The organism is Enterococcus sp. DIV1090, from assembly GCF_050537975.1.
Lineage (GTDB): Bacteria > Bacillota > Bacilli > Lactobacillales > Enterococcaceae > Enterococcus > Enterococcus faecalis.
Map to the genome: position 1 here is coordinate 797,371 of NZ_CP172917.1, position 19,621 is coordinate 816,991.

Sequence of the window (19,621 nt, forward strand, 5' to 3'; positions counted from 1 at the left end):
GAGAGTAAATAAACAAAAAATGGAGGTTTTTGATTATGATACATTTAGGCGTAATTGGTACCAATTGGATTAGTCATCAATTTGTTGCAGCAGCTTTAGAAACGGGTGCGTACGATTTAACGGCTGTTTATTCTCGGAAACTAGCAACGGCACAAGAATTTGGTTCTCGCTATGGGGATGTGGAATATGCAATTGATTTAGAGACGTTTTTTGGTATTGCACATATGGATACGGTTTATATTGCCTCACCAAATTCATTACATTTTGAACAAGCGAAACAAGCAATTTTAGCGAAAAAAAATGTAATTGTTGAAAAACCAGCTTTTTCAACGCCTGATGAGATGGCAGAAATTATTGAATTAGCGAATAAAAATCGTGTGTATTTCTTTGAAGCGGCTCGTAATATTCATGAGCAAAGTTTCCAAAAAATTGCTGAATTATTGCCATTAAAAAACCAAATTTTAGGTGCGAATTTTACGTATATGAAATATTCTTCTCGCTATGATCAAGTATTAGAAGGCAAAGAGCCAAATATTTTTTCTCCTCATTTTTCTGGGGGAGCCTTAGCGGATTTAGGCGTTTATTTAGTTTATGCAGCCTTAGGTTGGTTTGGCGTACCAAACGAAAGCCATTATTTTGCTAGTAAAATTGCGACAGGTGTCGATGGCTTAGGAACAATTATTTTACGTTATGATCAGTTTGACGTGACGTTAAATACTGGGAAAATTAGTGATTCTTTTGCGCCATCCGAAATTTACTTTGAAAACGGGACCTTGATTTTAGACAGTGTCAATGCTATTTCTTCGGCTGAGTACCATGATCGCGCAAATGAAGAACGTGATGTCTTAGATATTCAAGTAGCCGATAATCCAATGATTGAAGAAGCTCGTGATTTTGCAGCAGTTTTAAATAACCCAACAGATAAGTATTGGGGCACCAAGTATGAAGAATGGGTTGAGCTTGCTCGAAATGTCAATAAAGTAGTCACTGATTTACGTCATAGTGCCGGCATTATTTTTGATGCTGATAAATAAGAATTAAGCGATAGGAAAGGAACAATATGAGATTTTTAGAACAACTTCCAGAGGCTTGGCAAGAACAGTGGCAAGCTTCTGGCTTTAACGAACCATCAACAATTCAAGAAAAAAGTTTTACGCCCCTTCGCGAAGGAGAAAATGTTTTAGGAATTTCGCCGACAGGAACTGGAAAAACACTTGCTTACATGCTGCCTTTACTCTTAACTGTTGAAAAAGGACAGGGAAATCAATTGTTGATTATTGCTCCGTCTCAAGAATTAGCTATGCAAATTGCTGAAGTTGCTCGGACTTGGGCTAAGCCACTTCAATTAACGGTTCAAACGTTAATCGGTGGGGCAAATGTTTCACGCCAGATTGACAAGTTAAAAAAACGTCCTGAAGTGTTAATCGGAACACCAGGTCGGATTTTAGAGTTAATGAAGAATAAAAAAGTCAAAGCTCAGTTGGTAAAAACAATTGTAATGGATGAAGTTGATCAACTTTTCCAAGAGGAAGAGCTAAGTTTAACCAAACAAATTTTGACACACACACCAACCGAATACCAACTTGTTTTTTATTCAGCGACTGCTGATCGTGTCGTGAATCAAGCGCAATCTTTAAGCCAAAAATTACAGGTGATTGATGTGACGGAAGAAGATACTTCAGCAGGTCAAGTCGCCCACTACTTTATTCGGTTAGCACCAAGAAAAAAAGCTGATTACTTACGTCGTTTGGCCCATACAGAAGCATTCAGAAGCATGGTCTTTTTCAATCAAGTTGCTGATTTAGGTGCAGCAGAAGAAAAATTAGTTTATGAGAATGTGCCAGCTATTGGTCTGGCTTCAGATCAAAGTAAACAGTTGCGTAAATTGGCGATCGATCAATTTAAAGCAGAACGAGTGAAGTTGTTATTAACCACGGATATTGCGGCACGGGGCTTAGATTTCACAGGGGTCCCTTACGTCGTAAACGTAGATGTTCCTTTAACCGAAGAGAGCTATATTCATCGTTCTGGTCGCGTTGGCCGGATGGGTGCACAAGGGGCAGTGATTACGTTTATCAACGACGGCACCAAAAGAGATTATCAACGTTTGATGAAACAATTGGCCATTCCTTATCAGGAAATCTTTTTATATGATGGTGCACTTCATGAGCAGCCAAAAGCCAAAGATGAACTAGAAAAAAAGAACGTAGTCAAAGATACGTATTCAGAAAAAAAGAGTACGAAAGAAAGAAAACCAGAAACAGTAAATTCTGTTGTCAAAGAACCACAAGAAACACGCAAAAAGAAGAAAAACAAAAAGAAAAACACGAAAAACAAAGGAGCTCGTAAAGCGAAGAAATAACGCTTTACGAGCTTCAAGCAGAACGTTGTATCGAGGAGGATTCCATGAAATCTCGGAAGGAAGAAATCTTAGCGTTACTTCAAAAAAATGAAACTGGCTTAACGGCAGGAGCGGTAGCAGAACAGTTAATGATTGATCGCAGTAATGCCAGCCGTTATTTAAATGAATTATTCAAAGAAAAGAAAATTACTAGAAGTACTGGACGTCCTGTTATCTATTCAGTGCCAACAATCAATGAAGGAGAACAAGTCCATGTAGATGAGTCCACCTCTGTTAGTTTTGACACATTAGTAGGTGCCAATGATTCTTTAAAAGTGAGTATTCAGCAGGCCAAGGCGGCTATTTTATATCCACCAAGAGGTTTGCATACGATTATTTTTGGGAAAACAGGAACAGGGAAATCTCTTTTTGCTGAATGTATGTACCGTTTTGCCATTGATTCAAAAACCTTAGATGAAGATGCCCCTTTTGTCTCTTTTAATTGTGCTGATTATGCACAAAACCCACAATTATTATTTGGTCATATCTTTGGCGTAAAAAAAGGTGCCTATACTGGTGCGAATGAAGATAGTCCAGGCTTAATGGCAAAAGCAGATGGCGGGATTCTCTTTTTAGATGAAATTCATCGCTTACCGCCAGAAGGTCAAGAAATGCTCTTTACGTTTATTGATAAAGGCGTGTACCGTCCATTAGGAGAAAGTGGCCAAACCTATGAAGCCTCTGTTCAAATTATTGGTGCGACAACGGAATCCTCAGAAAACTTTTTAACCACTTTTAATCGGCGGATTCCGATGTCGATTACATTGCCATCTTTAGATGCACGGACGCTAGATGAGCGTTATGCCATCATTTCGTTATTTATTCAGCAAGAGGCAACACGTTTGGGCCAACAAATTGATATCGAACGCGAAGCAGTTTTGGCGTTCATGTTATACGATGCAGAAGGAAATATTGGTCAGGTGAAGCGGGACTTAAAATTAGTTTGTGCTAAGTCATTTCTTTATTATCGGACGCACAATTTAGAACACTTGGTTATCCGTAAACGGGATTTGTCGTTACCTGTCCAAAAAGGATTATTAAAAATTAAAGAAGTACCTGAGCGCTTGGATCAATTTGTCGACAGTAAAAGTAATTATTTATCTTTCCAACCAGGCACCAACAAAATTGTTTGGTCGCAAGATCCAGCTAGAGATATGCAAGTTTACAATGAAATCGAAGAAAAAGTCGCTGATTTGTCCGAAGCAGACTTAGAAAATGTTGATTTAGAAGAATTGATTTCTAAAGATATGAATGCGTATTTTAAAAATTATGTCGAAGAATTAACCCAACATTCTTTACATAAGGAGTTATTACCAGAAGCTATTTGGGACTTAACGAATCGTCTTTATGATATCGCAGAAGAGCGTTTGGAACACACGTACAACGAAACTGCGCGCTTTGCCTTTGCGCTTCATTTACAAAGTACGATTGAACGTGTCAAAGAAGGTCATGTGATTGTCCATCCTGATTTAAATAATGTCCGTAAAAATATGAAAAAAGAATTTCAAGTAGCCTTAGATTTATCTTCTATTATTGAAGAAGAGAACAACATAGAGATTCCTTTCGATGAAATTGGCTTTATTAGTATGTTTTTATCTATTAATGTCGGTAAAGAAGAAAGAACTCCAGAAAATAATGTTGGTGTGTTCGTCTTAATGCATGGGGATTCTACTGCCTCAAGTATGTTGAAAACCGCCCAAGAACTTTTAGGAACGTCAATCGGAACAGCGATGAATATGCCGTTAACGATGGAAGTTCAAACAATGTATGAACAATTACGAAACCAAGTAATTACGCAAAAAGAATCGTTAAATAATGGGATTTTATTACTGACGGATATGGGTTCATTAAATTCGTTTGGAAATATGTTGTTTGAAGAAACAGGTATCCGAACGAAGGCGATTACAATGACGAGCACAATGATTGTCTTAGAAGCTATTCGAATGGCAAGCGTGGGACGAAGTTTAGAGGACATTTACCAAAATATTCAACTTTCTTTTGAAAGCGTTGTGAGAGAACAATTTCGTTCTAGTCTGCAAAAACGTCAAAACGTTAAAAAAGCAGTAATCGTGACGTGCTTTACTGGAGAAGGGGTTGCCGCAAAACTATACCAACGAATCTTACCAGTTATTGATGAAACAAAAGTGGAACTGATTCAAATGCAATTTATTGAACGAGAAACGTTTAAAAAGCATATCGACAACTTGATGGAAGAATATGAAATTAAGGCCATTGCGGGAACTGTGGATGTTGAATATCAAAATATTCCCTTCTTTTCCGTCTATGATATTTTTGATGATGAAAAATTAAATGTATTGAAACGGATTGCTAGTGATGAAGTGGCAATTGATACAATTGTTCATTCACTAAGTGGCGTCATTACTTCTGTGGACTCCTTACAAAAATTAATTCTCATGTTACAAAAAACAGTTCATCAAATACAAACAGACATGCATATTATTGTTGAACCAGGGGTGGATGCCGGAATCATGATTCATTTGGCTTTTCTGGTAGATGCTTTAATTAAAGGAGAAGAAGCAAGAACTTTTCCAAACTTAGCGGAATATGTTAAAACACATCGTTTAGAAATCGATGTCGTACGCACGAATTTTATGTTAATTGAACGGGCGTATCGTGTGACGATCCCGGAAGCAGAAGTTGCGCATGTTACCCAAATGTTTTTAGAAAATGAAATTAAAAGTAAACAATAATAAATAAAAAAACATCAAGAAATGAGAAAACGCTCTCTTTTTTCTTGATGTTTTCTTTTTGTAAGTTACACACAATTTCATGTGTGTAAGCGTTTTCTTTTAGTGTGTGCACGCTTTTTTTGATAGCTAAAGCTGTTATATCAGTATTTTAATGAGGAAAAAACTTGGCACAATTATTGCTATAAATAAAGTGTATAACGTCATAACTTTTAAGGAGATGAAGAAAAAATGGCAAAAAAAACAATTATGTTAGTTTGTTCCGCAGGAATGAGCACAAGCTTATTAGTAACAAAAATGCAAAAAGCAGCAGAAGATCGTGGCATGGAAGCAGACATCTTTGCAGTATCGGCTTCTGAAGCAGATACAAACTTGGAAAATAAAGAGGTGAATGTTTTACTTTTAGGTCCACAAGTTCGTTTCATGAAAGGGCAATTTGAACAAAAATTACAACCAAAAGGGATTCCTTTAGATGTAATTAACATGGCAGATTATGGCATGATGAATGGCGAAAAAGTTTTAGATCAAGCAATCTCATTAATGGGATAAGGAATTAAAACGTTTAGGAAAAGTGAATAGCAAATAAGGATAGTGCATGTTACCAAAGGTTTTATTTTGTACGCTCGATTCATTCGTTTAATGAGGCTGCTGCCTTTTTAATAAATATAAATGGATACAGGAGGAATAAAAATGAACGGATTAATGGCATGGATGGAAAAATATATCTTACCAACTGCCGCAAAAATTGGTGCACAGAAACATCTGGTGGCACTAAGGGATGCTTTTATTGGTACATTACCTGCGACAATGGCTGGATCAGTCGCCGTAATGATTAACGCAATTATTCGAGATCTTCCCCAAGAGTTTGTCTCAACTTATGCGGCAAGTTTGGAAGCAGACAAAGGTATTTTTGCAGTATTGAATGTCATCATTGGGATTAATGGTTTTGTTTGGAATGGTACATTGGCTATCGCTGGTTTGATTTTCGCTTTTTCTTGGGGCTATAACTTAGCGAAAGCATACAATGTGAATGAGCTAGCTGGTGGGATTGTCAGTTTAGCTACCTTAATTTCAGGTGTTGCTTTTGCACCAAATAACACAGCTGAATTAGCTGTGAAAGTGCCAGAAAAGATTGCCAACGCAATTAATGGGGCAGAAATTGGTGCGTCAATTGCTAATAATCAATTGACTGTCAATCCATGGGGTTGGTTAAATCTCAACCATCTAAATGGTAACGCTTTCTTTACAGTGATGATTATGGGCGCTTTATCAACCATTATTTTTTGTAAATTAATGCAAGCGGATTTAACAATAAAAATGCCTGATTCTGTTCCGCCAGCAGTTTCAAAAGCGTTTGCGGCAATTTTACCAGCAACAATCGCATTGTATGTCGTAGCAATTATTAACTTTACGGTGTCAAAACTTTCAGGCGGTCAATTATTAATTGACTTAATTCAAAAATATATCGCGGAACCGTTCCTTGGGTTATCACAAGGACTAGGCGCTGTGTTAATCGTAACAGTTTTTGTTCAAATTTTCTGGTTCTTTGGTATTCACGGGCCAAACGTTTTGGCACCAGTTCTTGAAGGCATTTGGGGACAAGCACAATTAATCAATATTGATATTTTCCAAAAAGGTTATGAAGGAAAAACAGGAACAGCTGCGGTTTTAGCCGCTATTGACGACGGTAAAGCCTACATGTGGGTCCGTGGTTCGTTTGATGCTTTCGCTTGGTTTGGTGGTTCAGGCGGTACAATCGTCCTAATTATTGCAATCTTGTTATTCTCCAAACGAGCAGATTATTTAACAGTCGGTAAATTATCATTAGGACCTGGGATCTTTAATATCAATGAACCGATTATGTTTGGTTTACCAGTTGTTCTGAATCCAATTATGTTTATTCCATTTGTAATTGCGCCATTAGTTGCTACTACAATTGGCTGGGTTGCAACGTATCTTGGGCTAGTCGCACCAGTTTCTCAACAAGTCGCATGGGTGACACCGCCGTTGCTATTATCTTTCTTAGCGACAGGTGCCGACTGGCGCGCACCAATCGTAGCGTTGGTATGTATGGTAGTCACTTTCTTGATTTGGACACCGTTTGTTATCGCTGCTAACAAAATGGATCCTGCATTAGGCGAAAGTGAGCAATAGGCAATAAAAACAGTAATTACTTGTATAGAAAGGAGCGAGCGGCATGATTTCGATTGCAAGTGCAATGAAGCAAGAGGAAATTATTACTTTACTAGAGGCATATCAAGGGGAAAATGAAACATTTACTTTTAAAGAAAAGAATGGTATTAAGTTATTTTTTGAAGTTGAAGGAGACCCTGAAACTGCTGCACAAGTTGCAAAACAGCTGATTAAGGAACAACCTTGGGGTGGCGTTTTATACTTCCAAGCAACGGTAGTCTAAAAAGATAGGATGGATGAAAATGATTAGAAATGGATTATTTTTATGTAGTATTGGCTTCTTGATTGTTTTGTATTCGTTGAATCCCAGCTCCTTAAACTATGATTTATTAAGTCTGACAACGGGGATTTTTTTCATTGGACTTGGTGGTTACCTGTTTTTTAAAGGAAAAAAAGTTGCTGAAGAAGAGGCGACAAAGGATGAGGTGAAACGGTAATGGAAATTACGAAAACATTAACTATTTCAGCAGATGAATTTTACACGCAATTAATGAATTCTGTTATTTTTGATATCCGTAAGCAAACAGGCAAAACTCTTACAAGAAAGCAGTTGCGTAAGTTTGAATACATCAAAGAATATAGTAAAAATAGTCGCGCGAAAATAGTTATTGAAGAAGCTGTAGAAAATAAGACCTATCAATTTCGAACATCCACAACTAAAAATGATTTCTCGGTGCGGTATGAGCTCCAGCCAATTGATGAAAAAAGCTGTGAACTGCGTTATACAGAAACAATGGTTTCTTATGGGGCGTTACAAAAACTGAATGACGCAGTATTAGGTATCTTTTTAAGTTATTTTAAAAAGAAACAGTTTTATAAAATGCTTAAAATGATGGAAACTGCTTAAAGGGAAAAAGCGGCTTTTGTCCAGTTGATTCTCTTCAGCTTTAGAAAGTGAGCGATGAGTCGTTTCGACTTATCGCTCACTTTTTTTTGTTGCCCTATTATTTTGGAAACGCACACAAAAAAGCTGTGTGTAATCGTTTTATTTTTAGTGTGTACACGCTTTCTATGTTGAAAAACGTTGTCATATCAAGGTTTTCAATGTGTTAAAACTTGGCACGCTTCTTGCTTATATAAAGGTGTAAAGTAAAACAAAGAGAATTTAGGAGATGAAGGAAAATGGCAAAAAAAACAATTATGTTAGTTTGTTCCGCAGGAATGAGCACAAGTTTATTAGTAACAAAAATGCAAAAAGCAGCAGAAGATCGTGGCATGGAAGCAGACATCTTTGCAGTATCGGCTTCTGAAGCAGATACAAACTTGGAAAATAAAGAGGTAAATGTTTTATTATTAGGCCCACAAGTTCGTTTCATGAAAGGGCAATTTGAACAAAAATTACAACCAAAAGGGATTCCTTTAGATGTAATTAACATGGCGGACTATGGCATGATGAATGGCGAAAAAGTTTTAGATCAAGCAATTTCATTAATGGGATCATCAAACTAGAGCAGAAAATGGGGTAGAGGTAATGGACGGACAACAGAACTTAGAAGCAATCATGGGTTTAATCATGTATGGCGGAAATGCTAAAAGCGATGCAATGGAAGCGATTGCCGCAGCAAAATCGGGGGATTTTGAATTAGCAGACAAAAAAATTGCAGATGCAGAAGAATCACTTGTACATGCACATCATTCGCAAACAGGAATGTTAACAGAAGAAGCAAAAGGCAATAACATGCAAGTAACATTGTTAACAGTGCATAGTCAAGATCATTTAATGACTGCGATTGCATTTACAGATTTAGCAAAAGAAATTATCGATCTTTATCGCCGTATTGATAACGAGTAATCTCGTTGTCAATGCGTCTTATAAGAAAAACGCGTTTGAGAAAGCGTTAATTAGGAGGAATAACAATGGACGGATTTGTTCAATGGATGGAGAAACACTTTATGCCGAAAGCGTCAGTTATCGCAGCGCAACGGCACTTGGTAGCAATTCGTGACGCGTTTGTCGTAACGATGCCATTAATGATTTTAGGGGCTTTGGCGGTATTAATTAATAATATTCCAATTCCAGGATATGAGGACTTTTTAAACAAAATTTTCCCAATGATGTATAACGATGCACCAATTTGGAAAAGCTTTGGTGGCAACATTTGGAACGGTACATTCGCAATCTTTGCCGTTTTAGTAGCCTTTTTAGTAGCACACAATTTAGTTAAATCTTATGGAAAAGACGGCATTGCAGCCGGTACAGTTTCTGTAGCTTCATTCTTCGCAGTTGGCGGCTTAGAAGGCATGGGCGCAACTGGATTATTTATTGCTTTGATTATTGCACTTATTTCAGGAGAACTATTCCAACGTTTATCTGGCAATCCTAAATTAGTTATCAAAATGCCTGATGGTGTACCACCAGCAGTAGCAAAATCATTTGCGGCATTATTACCAGCAATGATTACAATCAGTTTATTTAGTTTAATTACATCAATTCTATTTGCTTTAGGAATTGACAATATCGTTATTTCATTCTATGAAGCAGTTCAACAACCATTTATGGGACTTGCAAACAGCTACCCATCAGCATTATTGTTAGCTTTCATTACACCATTCTTATGGTTCTTTGGTTTACATGGTGCCAACATGGTTGACCCATTAATGCAAACAATCAACGTACCAGCGATTGATGCGAACATTAAAGCTTTAGAAGCAGGTAAAGCAATTCCTTATATTGTAAACAAACCTTTCTTTGATTCATTTGTAAACTTAGGTGGAACAGGAGCAACATTAGGTCTGTTAATTGCTATCTTTATCGTTGGTCGTCGTAACAAACCATACAAAGTCATTACAAACTTAAGTTTAGCACCAGGACTATTTAATATTAATGAACCAGTTATGTTCGGTTTACCAATTGTTTTAAACCCAATTATGTTTATCCCATTCATTTTAGTCCCAATGGTTCTTGTAACTGTTGCGTATGTGGCGACAGCAACTGGTTTAGTACCAGCTGCAACCTTTATGCCACCTTGGGTAACACCACCAATTATTGGCGGATTTTTAGCAACGAAGAGTATCGCCGGCGGAGTTTTAGCAGCTGTTAACTTATTGATTTCTATTTTGATCTACATGCCTTTCGTAAAAGTAGCAACAGATCAATACTTGAAACAAGAAGCAGCCGCAGAAGCAGCTGAGTAAAAAATCGAAGGATTGAATCGTCCGGACTCTTACGGAGGGTTCAATCCTTTTTTTAATGATTAAATCGTAAAGGAGCAAATAACATGAAATATCAATTTCCAGAAAATTTTTGGTGGGGTTCTGCAGCCAGCGGTCCTCAAACAGAAGGCGTTTTTGAAGGTGATGGTAAAGGTCAAAACATTTGGGATTTTTGGTATCAAGAAGCGCCAGAAAAATTCTTTCAACAAGTCGGTCCAGATAAGACCTCACAATTTTATAAAAAATACCAAGAAGATATTCAGTTAATGAAAGAAACGGGACATAACTCTTTTCGAACATCCATTCAATGGAGCCGTTTAATTCCAGATCCTACAACAGGAAAAGTCAATCAAACAGCAGTTGATTTTTATAATCAAGTGATTGATGATTTATTAGAACACGGGATTGAGCCCTTTATGAACTTGTATCATTTTGATATGCCGATGGTACTTCAAGAAAAAGGCGGTTGGGAAAGCCGTGAAGTGGTTGATTTGTATGTTGACTTTGCCAAAACCTGTTTTGAATTGTTTGGCGATCGCGTGAAAAAATGGTTTACGCACAATGAACCAATTGTACCAGTTGAAGGTGGTTATCTCTATGGCTGGCATTATCCTGATAAAGTGAATCTAAAAGAAGGGATTCAAGTACTCTATCATGAAGCTTTAGCTAGTGCCAAAGCGATTGCCGTCTATCATTCTATGAACTTATCAGGTGAAATTGGCATTATTTTAAACTTAACGCCGACTTATCCTCGTGATGAGCACAACGAAGCCGATGTAAATGCGGCTAAATTTGTCGATGGTTTCTTTAACCGTTCGTTTTTAGACCCGGCTGTTAAAGGTCATTTTCCAGAAGATATGGTTGCCTGGGCGAAAGCAAATGACTTGTTGCCAGAAACAACGCCAGAAGATTTAGCAATAATTGCTGAAAATACTGTGGACTTATTAGGAGTAAACTACTATCAACCACGTCGTGCCAAAGCAAAAGAAACACCTGTTGAAACACGACCAGAAGGTTTACTTCCAGAAGATTTTTATGATGTCTACGATATGCCTGGCAAAAAAATGAATCCTTACCGTGGCTGGGAAATCTACGAAAAAGGTATTTATGATACATTAATGAATTTAAAAGAAAATTATGGCAACATTCGCTGCTACATTTCAGAAAATGGCATGGGCGTAGAAGGAGAAGAACGCTTTGTCAATGAACAAGGAGTCATTGAAGATGATTATCGGATTGAATTCGTGCAGGATCACTTGAAATGGGTGCATCAAGCGATTCAAGAAGGTAGTAATGTTCAAGGATATCATATGTGGACGTGTATGGATAACTGGTCTTGGCTTAATGCCTATAAAAATCGTTACGGCTTCATTGCTGTGGATTTAGATGATGATGCGAAACGGACCATTAAGAAAAGCGGTCGTTGGTTCAAAGAAATGACAGCAAATAACGGCTTTTAGAAAGAGAACCGTTTCTGTGATAAAATGAATTGATACAATGTGCGAGGAGGAAAGAAAATGACAACTAAAAGAGTCAAAAAAATGGGCAAAGAAGAAATGAAAGAGATGTTTGATCTTGTCATCTATGCTTTTAATCAGGAACCCACGGCGGAACGCCAAGAACGTTTTGAAAAATTGTTATCACATACGCAAAGCTATGGCTTCCTAATTGATGAGCAATTAACAAGTCAAGTGATGGCGACACCTTTTCAAGTGAATTTCCATGGTGTCCGCTATCCCATGGCTGGAATTGGCTATGTGGCTTCTTATCCAGAATATCGTGGTGAAGGCGGCATCTCTGCTATTATGAAAGAAATGTTGGCTGATTTAGCGAAACAAAAGGTTGCCCTTTCTTACTTAGCACCGTTTTCATATCCATTTTATCGTCAATATGGCTATGAACAAACATTTGAACAAGCGGAGTATACAATTAAAACGGAAGATTGGCCACGTGTTAAACGAGTTCCAGGTACCATTAAACGAGTTTCTTGGGCTGACGGTAAAGAGGTCATTAAAGACGTATACCTTGAAAATCAAAGAGCGCACTCTGGTGGTGTGATCCGTGAAACTTGGTGGCTGGATTATACGCTGAATCGTGCAAGTAAACCAAATAATCAAGCGATTTATTATTCGTCAGAAGGGAAAGCAGAAGGCTATGTGATTTATCGGATAGCTGCTGGCACCTTTGAAATCGTAGAATGGAACTATTTAACTAATACAGCTTTTAAAGCTTTAGCTGGGTTTATTGGCTCACATAGTGGTTCCGTCCAATCGTTTCATTGGATTAATGGTTTTGCTGGAAAAGATTTAAATGATTTAATGCCAACGCCAGCAGCTTCTGTAAAAATTTTACCTTACATGATGGCACGAATCGTTGAGTTACAAACATTTCTTGAAAAGTATCCATTTCAATCAGGAGAAAAAGAAATGTATTCTTTAGAGATTGAAGATTCCTATGGGCCATGGAATGAAGGTATTTGGACAATCACAATTGACGAACAAGGAAAAGCGACAGTGACTAAAGGTGCTGTGGAAAAGGAAGGGACTGCTGCTTTGAAAGCAGATATCCAAACGTGGACGCAACTATTCTTGGGCTATCGTTCAACAGAAACGTTATCTTTTTATGAACGCTTGCAAGGAGACGCAACGACAGTTCAACGTTTAGACCAACGTTTAGTCAAAGGCATGCCAATTTTAGAAGATTATTTTTAAAAGTGTGTTTATTCGCAAAAAATGAAAGAACCTACTATAATAAAAATGTAAAAAGAATTATTTTAGAAAGGTGATGGGGACAATGGCGAAAACGAAACAAGAAAAAGTTGCACGCAATAATAAAATTGGGCAATATATAGCTATTGCGACAGGACTTTATTATTTAGGAAAAATGATTCTTGATCGGCGGCAAAAAAAATAATAGATAAACGAACGACGTGTTTCACTGAAAGAAAGTATCTCGCATAATTGTTCATGCGGGATACTTTCTTTTTGTCTATTGACAGATGTAGTGAAGACTTCTAAAAAAATACATGTTGTGGAAAGGAAAAGGCTTTTATAGAGATAAAACAAAAACTGTCAAGAAATGAATTTAAGTATTATCCGGCAGAACCCAAGGTAAACCTCTCCGAATATTGGTAATATTCTCGGCGTAAATATTATAACTTTATGGCGTATAGAAGAAATAGTAATAGTAACTTCTATATTTTTTGATATACTTATTAAAGTAAGGAGAGGAAGGTATGAATATAAGTATAGATTTAGGCAATTTCTGGGAAATGCTGAGCGGGTTAGGTACATTTGGAGCGGTTTGTTTATCAATGTGGATTGTTAGAAAAGAAAGCAAAGTGAAAATTCGCTTACTATTGAAAGAAGAACTCAAAAAAAATAAAGATAACCATAGTTCATTTAGTAATGGTGATAGTTTATTAAAAATATGTGCATATAATTCTGGAAAAACAACCGTAGGAATTGCTTTTATAGGTTTTGGTGTGGGAACTAAAAAGAAATCATTTTCAATAAAAAATCTCATGAAAAATAAAAAGGAAATAAAAACTTATATTAAATATGTAGATCAAATATTTGATATACCTAAATTGGAATTGATAGAACCAGGTCGTATTACGGAAGAATATACTATAGATAAATTGTATTTATATAATACAGGCAGAAAATATGTTGAAGAAAGTGGAAATTTAAAAGTGTATGCAGAATTTTTAGATTTCAACGGAAAACAGTATATAAAAGAAATTGAAATCGAAAAACCTGATCTTTAATTGGAGGAGGTACTTTTGTGTAGAATTCTACATTTTAGAGATAGCTCCTAACATTTGTCGTTACGACAGTAAATATATTTTATTCTACATACTATAAAGGCAAGCACAGAAGAATACAAAATAAGTATTCTAAAAATAGAAAACAATATGTATGATAATAGAAATCGCTGGAGACGTAGTAACGCTACTTAGAAAGTATCCTTATTCAAAAAGAGGTTTGAGATAATAGTATACGAGGCTATAATAAGGTTTAAGAGGACATTTTAATTTAGTAATAGCTGTGTTTTAGATGGAACTATAAATGAGGATTCGAGTTTGAAAGAATTGTAAAACACGATCAATATGTTATTAGTTTTTATCAGATTTTAGATGAATATACTGAAGAATATAGAAAGCTAAATAATAACTTAATATGAAACAGAGTTCTTTAGAAGCATCTATTTGGTATAGAGATATTTGTCTATGAATTTAACCATAAGTATTTAAGTAATAATCGTTTAGTACAAATTTTTATTATATTGAGTGAGTATGCCTTTGTTACTAAAAAACTTAGGTTGTTTTTGTGGATTAATTAAATATTTTAAAATTATTCTATATAGGAGGCAGTTATGAATTATGATGATGAATTGTTTTTTGTAGAGCATTTAGTATCAAACGTAGATACAGAATTGTATCTTATTCAGAGAAAAAAAGATGGAGTACAGTTAAAGCTACATGTGGGTGGAACTGCGTATCGAGTTGTTGATTTAAACAGTAATATTCAGAAGTTCTTAAAAAAACAAATAGAGTATGGAAAAAGATTGATAGATATTTTGAATGAAGATGCAGAAGTTGTAATTAAATCATTTGATGTTGAAAATAACATGTATAAACCATTAAATGATGAGCTGCTTAAAACTATCACAAATAAATTTAAGTAAACAAACGATTAATATAGCTATACCCCATTCAAAATGTAAAATGAATTTTAAAAATTTTTAACTTAGCACGTCCATTATGGTCGTGTTTTTTTATAATTTGTATCACTTTCTATTGTTGAAGAGTGTCAAATTATTCGTTGAAATATGCAAATTTGCATTTTATTTTATTGTATATAAATTGTTATAATTCAAACAAAAAGGAGTTTATAAAAAAGTGGATAAATACTGGGATATTTTTAAGGCACTATTTTCTATTGGTGCAGTTGGTACTGGTCTGAAATTCTTGATAGATAGAATTTGGTCTACGGATATAGAATTTGATTTAGAAAACAACTATGGTCGAGCATTTCGAGAATTGTTTAATTATGTTTTATTTACTTCGTACGTACTATTCATAGGAGCGCTACTGTTTTCTTATATGTTAGGTGATTTTTTTGGAAATAAAAAAATTGATGTAATTACTGGAGCTCATTATAGTTTTAATCAAATAGAATTAGACAAACTTTTAAAATTAAGGTATCGAAAACTACTCTATCTACTTTGTATATCATTAGCATCATTGATTTTTGGTATATATTATGCATTAAGAAATTTTTGGTATTATAATTATAGAAGAAGATCATATGTACTATTGGGAGGAGAAACTTATTTTGTTAAAAAAAGGATTTTAAAAAATAAAGTACTATTAACGAATGATAAAGGAAAATATAGGATTATAAATTTAGAGAATTTAGAGAAAACGGACTTTATAAAGGAAACATCTAGTGAACGTAATAATAAAAGGTATATCTCATATTATAATAATTTTCAGAAAAGAAAAAAATGGAGTGAAAAAGATGTATTAAGCAAGATATTTTTTATACTTCTTCTTTTATTTGTTGGAGTAATTATATATTTGTTTGATGTCATTCAAGAACACAATATTTTTTATAGAGTGGGCTTGGGAGTTATGTTTTCTGTGGTTGCTCTTTATAATTATTATCAATACAAATGTGGAAAGAAAAAATTAGAACATATGCAAACAGTTCATTTTACTTTATCTTTTTTACCTAAAAAAGAATAAAAAAATATTCTATTAATTATGTTTTTAAAAGATTATTGGTGTGGTGGATTTGTCTGTGTAAAGGTCTGTATCTTTAGTCAAAACTATGTGTATTTAATGGAATAGGCTAGTTTGCAAAATCCTATTGTATCAAGTAAAATGAGACTGTATATTGTTAATTAAACAAGGTACTTTGTTCTCGTAGCTCAGTAGGATAGAGCAACCGCCTCCTAAGCGGTAGGTCGCTGGTTCAATTCCAGTCGGGAACGTAAAAAGGCAAGTAAATTTAGGGGGGAAGACAGATGGCGATTACTATAAATATTTATTATAGTGGGATAAATGGACGTGCAAGAGAATTTGCCAAAGAAATGATTGCTAGCGGAATTGTAGAGGCGATTCGTGCAGAAAAAGGGAATAGTCGCTATGAATACTTTTTTCCAATGGACGATGAAGAAACAGTTCTGCTGATTGATAGTTGGACAGATCAGGAAGCATTAGACAAACACCACGCTTCTCCAATGATGACCCGTATTACGGAACTTAGAGAAAAATATGATTTGCATATGAAAGTAGAAAGATATGTATCAGATGTAACAGACCCCTTGACAAAAGATGCCGCGTTTATAAGAAAATAACTAGAGTGCAATCATTGATCTTAAAATTTAGTGCTAGGAACATCAGCCGTTTCGACTGATGTTCCTAGCACTTTTTATCTTGTAAGGATGAATCATTTGTTACACACGTTAAATTAAAGAAGGACCATTTGCTCTTCAGTCACAGCCGGTTCGGTTAAAATTTTGGCTTGGGCAGCTGCGAGTTTCGCAATAGGTACCCGATAAGGTGAGCAAGAGATGTAGTTTAGGCCAAGTGTTTGGAAAAACGTGATGGATTGCGGATCACCACCGACTTCTCCACATACGCCAATACTCATGTTTGGTTTAGTACGACGCGCTTTCTCTACAGCTAATTGAATCAGTTGACCAACACCTGTTTGATCTAGTGATTGAAACGGATCTTGGGTAATGATTTTCTTTTCCCGATACGTATTAATGAATTTACCGATATCATCACGAGAAAAACCATAGGTCATTTGTGTTAAATCATTTGTTCCAAAGCTGAAAAAGTCTGCTTCTTCTGCTAACTGATCCGCAATCAGACAAGCTCTAGGTAGTTCAATCATTGTCCCAATTTCGTAAGGGAAAGGAGTCATTTTATGTTCTTCAAAGAGACCATCAATCGTTTCTTTTAAAATGCGTTTGAGATAGAGAAGTTCTTCTTTTTCGGCGATTAGAGGAATCATCACTTCTGGATAAACAGTAATTCCTTCTTTGACTAATCGAATGGCACTAGTAAATAAGGCTGTAACTTGCATTTTGTATATTTGTGGTTGGGTCACACCTAAACGACAACCACGATGACCCAACATTGGATTGGTTTCTTGTAACCGTTCAATTTGTTTGGCGATGGTCACTGGGAACCGTTGTAGTTGCTTCGCCAATAATTGAATATCATTCTTTTCATGAGGTAAAAACTCATGCATCGGCGGATCCAGCAAGCGGACCACCATGGGCTTGTCTTGAACTACTTTCAGCATTTGATAAAAGTCTTCCTGTTGAAAATGAAGAAGTTGCTCCAACGCATAGGTTGCTTCCTTTTCAGACTCTGCTAAAATCAGGCGACGCATTTCCAAGACACGCTCTTCACCGAAAAACATATGCTCTGTTCGCGCTAAACCAATCCCCGCTGCGCCAAAACGGATAGCAGTCTCTAAATCTTGTGTAGTTTCTGCATTGGCACGAACAGTTAAATCAGCATACGCATCTGCCCAAGACAAGAGCTCTTGAAGGTCATCGTTATTATCAGCAGAAATTGTAGGAATTTCGCCAAGATAAATTTCCCCCGTTGAGCCATCGACGGAAATGATTGTTCCTTCTAAGATGACTTGTGGCCCGCAGTGTAGTTGTTTGGTTTCTTCATTGACGGTTAAACTTTCACAACCAGTCACACAGCAAGTTCCCATTCCTCGTGCGACCACAGCGGCATGAGAAGTCATTCCGCCACGACTGGTCACAATTGCTTCGCTTACAACCATGCCTTCAATATCTTCTGGTGAAGTTTCTTGACGAACAAGAATGACTTTCTTTCCTAGATTGGTCAGTTCTTTGGCTTTTTCTGCTGTAAAAACAATTTGGCCACTTGCTGCACCAGGACTAGCAGGAAGTCCCATAGCTAAACGTTCCATGTGTTGTCGTTTCTCTTGATCAAACACGGGATGAATTAATTGATCAATCGTATCAGGTGTCACACGCAACAGTGCTTCTTGTTTAGTAATGCGATTTTCTTTGGCTAAGTCTAAAGCAATTTTAACCGTAGCTGCGGCGGTTCGTTTCCCGTTTCTTGTTTGTAAAATATATAATTTTTCATTTTCAATGGTAAATTCAATATCTTGCATGTCACGATAATGATATTCTAAAAGTTCTGCGTAATGGCGAAAATCTTGATAAACTTTTGGCATAGTCAAACGTAAACGACGAATGGGTTCTGGCGTCCGAATACCAGCCACTACATCTTCTCCTTGCGCGTTCAAAAGAAACTCTCCAAACAGTTGATTTTCCCCTGTGACCGGATTTCTAGTAAAGACAACGCCAGTGCCACTGTCTAGTCCACGATTGCCGAAAACCATTTCTTGAATGTTGACAGCTGTACCTAAATCATGTGCAATATGATGTAAGTTTCGATAAACCACCGCACGTTGATTATTCCATGAATCAAAAACAGCTTTGATTGCTTCAAAAAGTTGTGCGACAGGGTCTTGCGGGAAGACCACATGATGTTGTTCGAAAACTTCTTGGTAGCGGACAATCAAGGCAAAATGATCTTCTTCTTGAAAAGCGGTAATTTTTTTGTTTAGCTCTTGTTCCAAGCGCTCTTTTTGTTGGTCAAATAATTCTTTGGGAATGTGATAGACGACGTCTCCAAACATTTGAATAAGTCGGCGATAACAATCAAAAGCAAAACCAGGAGAGGTTAAGGTCGCAAATTTTTTCACACGTTGATCATTTAAACCTAAATTTAAAATAGTATCCATCATACCAGGCATCGAGAAGGCAGCACCGCTGCGAACGGAAACTAAGAGAATCTCATTGTCTGCGGTAAAAGATTTGCCTGTTTCAGCTTCTAGATTTTTAACCGCTTTCAAAATTTCTGATTGTAAGTGTTCTTCAAAGAAAGTAGCATCTGCCAAATAGTCCATACAGCAACGGGTTGTAATCGTGAATCCTTGTGGAATCGGCAAACCTAAGCGTGTCATTTCTGCCAAGTTTGCCCCTTTACCACCAAGAGTCTCTTTACCTTCATTGTGTGTTTCGTTAAAAGAATAAATAAACTTTTTCATGCGTGACCTCCGTTTAATATGTGTCTTATATGTTCAATAAA

At 36.3% G+C, this 19,621-nt stretch carries 18 protein-coding genes and 1 tRNA gene; 18 read left to right on the forward strand and 1 reads right to left on the reverse strand.

The features are described from left to right. Window positions 1-35 precede the first annotated feature (35 nt). From IGL48_RS03875 to IGL48_RS03960, 18 genes are all read left to right on the forward strand, one after another. A complete protein-coding gene (locus IGL48_RS03875) occupies window positions 36-1,034 on the forward strand; it encodes a Gfo/Idh/MocA family protein (RefSeq protein ID WP_010822638.1) in 999 nt (332 codons plus the stop codon). A 26-nt stretch (window positions 1,035-1,060) separates the two neighbouring features. Beyond that, window positions 1,061-2,362, forward strand: coding sequence for a DEAD/DEAH box helicase (locus IGL48_RS03880; protein WP_002378138.1), 1,302 nt, complete (start codon window positions 1,061-1,063; stop codon window positions 2,360-2,362). A 44-nt stretch (window positions 2,363-2,406) separates the two neighbouring features. Beyond that, a complete protein-coding gene (locus IGL48_RS03885; protein ID WP_002355912.1) occupies window positions 2,407-5,112 on the forward strand; it encodes a sigma 54-interacting transcriptional regulator in 2,706 nt (901 codons plus the stop codon). Between the two features lie 228 nt (window positions 5,113-5,340). After that, window positions 5,341-5,658 (forward strand): PTS sugar transporter subunit IIB, encoded by a 318-nt coding sequence (locus IGL48_RS03890; protein WP_002355913.1) that lies wholly within the window; start codon window positions 5,341-5,343, stop codon window positions 5,656-5,658. A 141-nt stretch (window positions 5,659-5,799) separates the two neighbouring features. Then, complete coding sequence (locus IGL48_RS03895) at window positions 5,800-7,263, forward strand: PTS sugar transporter subunit IIC (protein WP_002364646.1); 1,464 nt, start codon at window positions 5,800-5,802, stop codon at window positions 7,261-7,263. Window positions 7,264-7,306: 43 nt separating this feature from the next. After that, entirely contained in the window at window positions 7,307-7,525 is a 219-nt protein-coding gene (locus tag IGL48_RS03900) for a hypothetical protein (RefSeq protein ID WP_002355915.1), read from the forward strand. A gap of 13 nt (window positions 7,526-7,538) precedes the next feature. Then, window positions 7,539-7,739: a DUF3188 domain-containing protein gene (locus IGL48_RS03905; protein WP_002355916.1), complete on the forward strand. Its 201-nt coding sequence runs from the start codon at window positions 7,539-7,541 to the stop codon at window positions 7,737-7,739. Continuing rightward, a complete protein-coding gene (locus IGL48_RS03910) occupies window positions 7,739-8,149 on the forward strand; it encodes a DUF3284 domain-containing protein (RefSeq protein WP_002355917.1) in 411 nt (136 codons plus the stop codon). The genes IGL48_RS03905 and IGL48_RS03910 overlap by 1 nt, the downstream gene beginning before the upstream one ends. Window positions 8,150-8,424: 275 nt before the next feature. After that, complete coding sequence (locus IGL48_RS03915) at window positions 8,425-8,751, forward strand: PTS sugar transporter subunit IIB (protein WP_002355918.1); 327 nt, start codon at window positions 8,425-8,427, stop codon at window positions 8,749-8,751. Between the two features lie 22 nt (window positions 8,752-8,773). Further along, window positions 8,774-9,094, forward strand: coding sequence for a PTS lactose/cellobiose transporter subunit IIA (locus IGL48_RS03920; protein WP_002355919.1), 321 nt, complete (start codon window positions 8,774-8,776; stop codon window positions 9,092-9,094). A gap of 65 nt (window positions 9,095-9,159) precedes the next feature. Then, on the forward strand, window positions 9,160-10,437 hold the full coding sequence (locus IGL48_RS03925; RefSeq protein ID WP_002355920.1) for a PTS sugar transporter subunit IIC: 1,278 nt from the start codon (window positions 9,160-9,162) through the stop codon (window positions 10,435-10,437). A gap of 83 nt (window positions 10,438-10,520) precedes the next feature. Continuing rightward, the gene (locus IGL48_RS03930; RefSeq protein WP_002355921.1) at window positions 10,521-11,915 is read left to right on the forward strand and encodes a glycoside hydrolase family 1 protein; all 1,395 of its coding nucleotides are present in this window, start codon (window positions 10,521-10,523) and stop codon (window positions 11,913-11,915) included. A gap of 57 nt (window positions 11,916-11,972) precedes the next feature. Then, on the forward strand, window positions 11,973-13,166 hold the full coding sequence (locus IGL48_RS03935) for a GNAT family N-acetyltransferase (protein WP_065420517.1): 1,194 nt from the start codon (window positions 11,973-11,975) through the stop codon (window positions 13,164-13,166). A 524-nt stretch (window positions 13,167-13,690) separates the two neighbouring features. Further along, on the forward strand, window positions 13,691-14,224 hold the full coding sequence (locus IGL48_RS03940; protein ID WP_010824491.1) for a hypothetical protein: 534 nt from the start codon (window positions 13,691-13,693) through the stop codon (window positions 14,222-14,224). 608 nt (window positions 14,225-14,832) lie between these two features. Beyond that, window positions 14,833-15,144 (forward strand): hypothetical protein, encoded by a 312-nt coding sequence (locus tag IGL48_RS03945; RefSeq protein WP_010824492.1) that lies wholly within the window; start codon window positions 14,833-14,835, stop codon window positions 15,142-15,144. Window positions 15,145-15,358: 214 nt separating this feature from the next. After that, window positions 15,359-16,207 (forward strand): hypothetical protein, encoded by an 849-nt coding sequence (locus IGL48_RS03950; RefSeq protein WP_048949407.1) that lies wholly within the window; start codon window positions 15,359-15,361, stop codon window positions 16,205-16,207. 174 nt (window positions 16,208-16,381) lie between these two features. Continuing rightward, a tRNA-Arg gene (locus IGL48_RS03955) sits at window positions 16,382-16,455 on the forward strand. 33 nt (window positions 16,456-16,488) lie between these two features. Then, window positions 16,489-16,821, forward strand: a complete 333-nt coding sequence (locus tag IGL48_RS03960) for a putative quinol monooxygenase (protein WP_010824494.1) — start codon at window positions 16,489-16,491, stop codon at window positions 16,819-16,821. A 113-nt stretch (window positions 16,822-16,934) separates the two neighbouring features. On the opposite strand, the gene ppdK is transcribed toward IGL48_RS03960, so the two are convergent. Then, entirely contained in the window at window positions 16,935-19,580 is a 2,646-nt protein-coding gene (ppdK, locus tag IGL48_RS03965) for a pyruvate, phosphate dikinase (protein WP_010824495.1), read from the reverse strand. Window positions 19,581-19,621: the final 41 nt, after the last annotated feature.